Origin of the sequence: Azospirillum sp. B4, assembly GCF_000333275.1 — a bacterium.
In the GTDB taxonomy this organism is placed as follows: Bacteria; Pseudomonadota; Alphaproteobacteria; order Azospirillales; family Azospirillaceae; genus Nitrospirillum.
The window spans coordinates 1-4,751 of the sequence record NZ_BACU01000599.1; the positions used below are offsets into that span (position 1 = coordinate 1).

At 67.4% G+C, this 4,751-nt stretch carries 6 protein-coding genes and 1 pseudogene; 4 read left to right on the forward strand and 3 right to left on the reverse strand.

Annotated elements, in window-relative coordinates; translation table 11 throughout:
• Positions 1-281 (reverse strand): annotated as a pseudogene (locus tag I55_RS36385) (hypothetical protein); the annotation flags it as partial.
• A gap of 24 nt (positions 282-305) precedes the next feature.
• The gene (locus tag I55_RS26995; protein WP_044563830.1) at positions 306-485 is read right to left on the reverse strand and encodes a hypothetical protein; all 180 of its coding nucleotides are present in this window, start codon (positions 483-485) and stop codon (positions 306-308) included.
• 567 nt (positions 486-1,052) lie between these two features.
• Between I55_RS26995 and I55_RS27000 the strand changes: the two genes are divergently transcribed.
• Positions 1,053-1,328, forward strand: coding sequence for a hypothetical protein (locus I55_RS27000; RefSeq protein ID WP_044563831.1), 276 nt, complete (start codon positions 1,053-1,055; stop codon positions 1,326-1,328).
• 6 nt (positions 1,329-1,334) lie between these two features.
• On the opposite strand, the gene I55_RS27005 is transcribed toward I55_RS27000, so the two are convergent.
• The gene (locus I55_RS27005; protein WP_044563832.1) at positions 1,335-2,279 is read right to left on the reverse strand and encodes an ROK family protein; all 945 of its coding nucleotides are present in this window, start codon (positions 2,277-2,279) and stop codon (positions 1,335-1,337) included.
• A gap of 251 nt (positions 2,280-2,530) precedes the next feature.
• Between I55_RS27005 and I55_RS27010 the strand changes: the two genes are divergently transcribed.
• From I55_RS27010 to I55_RS27015, 3 genes are all read left to right on the forward strand, one after another.
• Positions 2,531-3,244, forward strand: a complete 714-nt coding sequence (locus tag I55_RS27010) for a hypothetical protein (RefSeq protein ID WP_148293997.1) — start codon at positions 2,531-2,533, stop codon at positions 3,242-3,244.
• 282 nt (positions 3,245-3,526) lie between these two features.
• On the forward strand, positions 3,527-3,772 hold the full coding sequence (locus tag I55_RS36390; protein ID WP_148293998.1) for a hypothetical protein: 246 nt from the start codon (positions 3,527-3,529) through the stop codon (positions 3,770-3,772).
• Between the two features lie 329 nt (positions 3,773-4,101).
• The coding region (locus tag I55_RS27015) for an outer membrane protein (protein WP_148293999.1) at positions 4,102-4,751 on the forward strand (650 nt) is incomplete at its 3' end.

Sequence of the window (4,751 nt, forward strand, 5' to 3'; positions counted from 1 at the left end):
GCAGGCTGCGGGCTGGGCTGCAGCGCTTCCGCCACGACGGGTGCCTGGGGGGCGGCTTGTGTGGCCGCGGCTTGGGGAGCGGGCTGATCGGAAGCCGGGGCGGCCGGCGCCTCGGTCACGACGGTTGGCTGTTCCAGCGGCAGGGCCGGGCTGGGATGGGCCGCCTCGGCCTTGGGGGCCCGAGGGGCCCTAGGGGCGGCGAGCGCCTCGGCGGACGGGGCCGGGGCGTCGGCGCCCTGGGCGCCTTCGGCGGTGGGGGTGCTGGTTTCAGCCTTGCGCACGATGTATGAGATGGCGCTGGCCGTCTATATAAATTCCCGGGCGATGGCCGACAGGGTGGCGCCGGCGCGGTACCGTTCCAGGATGGACGGCCATGCCGATTGCGGAATACGGCCGCGCCGCTTCGGCGCGTCGCCGTCGGCCTCCTTCTCGACGCCGTCCTGGGTTTGAATATCGCTGGGCTGCCACAGGGGCTCTTGGGTCATGTCTGTCACACATCATCAAAGGCCGGCAGCCGAACGATGGTGGGCTGACCCGGCGGTCACGGACGGGGTGCGCCAAGGCCCGCCACGCGTCACGGGTCGAAACCCGCTGGAGCGGCGTCCCTGATGTCGCCGCCGCCATGGATACGGCGACCGGACCACACCTTTAAAAAGCGATATTCAAAACCTCATAGTATTCAGGGATCTTTATAGCAAAAGTCCAAGAATACCACTGCCACACCAAGGGCGTTCCCACCCGATGGGTGGCGGCGCAAGGTTTATGAAAATCCGTTTGAACTGAAGTGCCGGGTCGCCGCTGCGATGTCCGCCAGGGCTGGCCCGTGACACCCAAGTCCTGACCTTTATTTAAAAGAAAATCCCCGGACTGCAAGCGCTGATTCCGCCGTTGCCGCTCTTTTTTAAAAAGCGGTTTGCGCGACTCGCTGAACGGGCGCGCCAGCCGCGGTTCCGCGGGCAGGGATGGCGGTCGTCGTCGCCTTATTCCGGCGGCGCGCGACTCAGGTGTTGGCGGCCCTTGCCTGGCCCGTGGGGTGCTGGTATGCCGGAGGCATGCCCAAGCGACCCCTGAAGAACCGATCCCGGAACGCCCGCCCCGGCGCCGCCCCGCGCGCCGTCCCGTACCGCCAGCCGGGCGGCTCCAGGCCATCCCCGGCGCCTGCGGTGGCGCTCACGCTCCGGGCCCGCCTGCACATGGCGGCTGCCGGCCAGGTGGTCGCCGGTGCTGTACTGATCCTGCTGTCGTCGGCGCTATGGGCGGCCGTCGTGGCGGTGCTGCTGTTCCTGGCGGCGGCGGGCACCCTGGTTTGGGCGCGCCGCCAGGCCTGAGGATCGTCAAGTTTCGAGGGGCCAAAGCCAGGCGGCGCCGCGTACCCCGCTGGAGTCGCCGTGACGGGCGGGGCGGATGGGTGTGGTGACGTCGGGGGAAAAGCACCAGGCGGCCAGGCGCGCTGGCAGCTCTTCATAGAGATTCGGCATGTTGGACAGACCGCCGCCCAGCACGATGACATCCGGATCCAGCAGGTTGACGACGCCGGCCAGGCCGCGCGCCAGCCGGTCGGCATGGCGGTCCAGCGCCGCCCGCGCCGGCTCGTCCCCGGCGGCGGCAAGGGTAGCCACCTCCACCGCCGTCAACCGCCGGCCGGTGATGCGCGCATGGTCGTCCGCCAGGCCCGTTCCTGAAATCCAGGTCTCCAGGCACCCTTGACGGCCGCAATAGCAGGCGGGTCCTGGCCGTTCGTCCTCTGGTGTGCGTGGGCCGGCCGGTTGCGGCCAGGGCAGGGGGCCATGTCCCCATTCGCCAGCCGATGCGTGGCGGCCGGTGACGATGCGCCCGTCGATGACCAGGCCGCCACCGCAGCCGGTGCCCAGGATGGCGGCGAAGACCGTGCGACAATTGGCGCCGGCGCCATCGGCGGCTTCCGACAGGGCCAGGCAATTGGCGTCATTCTCCAGCCGAACGGGGCGCCCCAGCGCGGCCGCCAGGTCGCGGTCCAGCGGATGGCCAATCAGCCAGGTGGAGTTGGCGTTCTTAACCAGCCCGGTGGCGGGTGACACCACGCCGGGAATGCCCACGCCCACGCTGGCTGTACCGGGCGGTTCCCCGGCGGTGCCGATGGTCTGGTCCAGCCAGTCCACCAGGCCGGCGACGGCGGCCAGGGTGGCGCGGTAATCGTCACGCGGGGCGGGGATGCGGCGGCGGGCCAGTTCCGTTCCGTCCGCGCCCAGCGCCAGGCCCTCGATCTTTGTGCCGCCCAGGTCGATGCCGATACGGGCCATGCCCACATTTCCTTTGCTTACCGCCATTTCAGGCCATGACGCCGGCCTGGACACTCCCTTATGGGCTAGGCCGAGTCCCGACTCTTGCTCATGGTGGGCCTGCGGGGCTAAATGTACAAGATGTGGTGGATGCGGGGGCCTGATCGCGGGCGTTCCCCCCGGCCGGTCGGCTTGGGGGATGTCTTCATGGGGATGCGCCGCGCCGCCGCCACGATGTCGACGCCCTTTCAATCATAATGGAATCCCGCGCCATGACGCGTGCCCGTTCGCTCGTCGCCCCGCTCCTCTCCCTGGCTCTGGCCGTCACGGCCGTGGGCACACCCGCCTTCGCCGCCGACAAGGCGACGCCGGCCAAGAAGGCGGCGGTGTCCGCGCCCAAGAAGGGCAAGGCGGCGCCGGAGGCCAAGACGCCCAAGGTGGCCGGCCCCTGCTATTCGTCGGCGGAGTTCGACGCGGAGCAGGCCATCCGCTTCCACACTCGCTTGATGGTCATCGGCCTGACCTGCCAGCAGCTGGGCGGCAATTATGAGGGCCTTTATGTACGCTACAAGAAGTTCACGCTGGCGCACCGCACGCAGATCATCGCCTGGGAAGACGCGCTGATCGCCCACTTCCGCAAGACGTCCAAGGGCAATCCCAACCGCGCGCTGGATACGCTGCGCACCCACCTCGCCAATGAGATGTCGCAGCATATCGCCGCCGTCTCCACCGATGTCTATTGCGCCCAGCACGCTCCCAGCCTGGCCCAGGCCGAACTGATGACCGACAGCGACGTCGTGAAGACCATCAGCAACGACGCCGTGGTGCGCGTGTCGGAGCTGCCGCGCTGTGACCTGCCGGCGCCGGTCATGGCCGCGGCCACCCCCGCCGACCGCGTCACCATGATCCATGCCGCCGCGCCCACCCCATCCGCAGCCACCCCGTCTGTGCAGGCGGGCGGCGCCAGCAGCGGTGCGACACACTGACCCGGGCCTGTTCACCACAGGTAATACCAGGCCCATGCCCTAAATCGGGGCATGGGCCTGCCCTCAGCCACCCGGTGGATGACGAAGGGGTGGGGGGACAAAGTAACGCTATGCCCATAAGCGTGCTAGAAATCGTAAAGCTCGGGGTTGTTTAATCCGCCGGCAAGTCGGCCCCCTCCTTGGGAGGCGCGCCCGATTAAAGGAGAACGGGTTATGCCCAATAGAATACCCCTGACTGGGGCGGCGGATATTGCGCCCATCGGGGAACAGCCCCTTGATTTTTTGTCATCCGATCCCCATGGCGCCGGTCCCCGGCGGCCGGCGGCTACGCTCCCCGATCCGGCGGGATATGTCATTGAAATCGACGACGAGGCGGTGGGGTTGGTGACCACCCATCCCCAGGGCATGGCCTTTCACGCCGTGCACACGCGGGCCCAGGCCCTGGATGGGCAAGTCTTCGCGGATGCCGCCGCCGCCCGCAGCGCCGCTGAATCGGCATTTTACGGATGGTCGGCGCAGCAGGCCTAACTAAAGCCCTAGGTCGGGTCAGTAAGCGCTATGCGGATAGGGCATCCGCTACTTTCCGAACTTGCGCCCCTTGAAAAAACGTGCCTCAGTTTAACCTTATTTCCATCAGATAGACGGCATGTCCTGATGGGCCGAACGGCGTAGCTCACAAGGCTGGGTTGCTCCCCGTACGGTGTTGAAGGATTGAATTAACTCAGGACGTTGTCTAACCCTGCCGACCGGCGGGACAAGCAAAAGCGCCACGTCCTGGCGCGAAGGGTAGTCTTAAATTCAACCGGGGGTCCCTAACGGGGCATGTATCCCTCGGCCAGAAGGAGGAGAAACGACGAATGAAACTCCGTCATTCATTACTGTGCGCGGTGTTCGCGCTGGGCCTGCCGGCCACGGCGCTGGCCCAGGTTGACGAGGGCTATTACATCGGCGCCCAGGCCGGTGTGAACTGGGCCGACAAGACCGACCTGAAGGGCTCGACCTACACGGACAAGGCCGACTTCACCACCTCCCCGACCGGCCTGGTCGAGGGCGGCTACAAGTTCGGCAACGGCGTCCGGCTGGGCGTCGAGGTCGGCTACGGCGGCAGCACCGTCGGCGACATCACCGGTGGTGGCCCCGGCCGTGCCGGCGGCGCCGGTGAGGTGACGGCCTTCACGTTCATGGCCAACACCTACTACGACTTCAAGGTCGACAGCCCGCTGCGCCCGTACGTGGGCGTGGGCGTCGGTTTCGGTCGCTACAAGTTCGACGGCGTGGGTGACCTGTACACCCCGGGCAACATCGTGGAAACCTCCACGACCGCCTTCACCTACCAGCTGTCCGCTGGCGTGGCCTATGCGCTGAGCCCGAACCTGGACTTCACCCTCGGCTACCGCTTCATGGGCACGCCGGACACCACGTACGAGCCGTCGAACTCCCCGAAAGTCAAGGGCTCCCTACAGAGCCACTCGGTCCTGGTCGGGCTGCGCTACACCTTCGGCGCCCC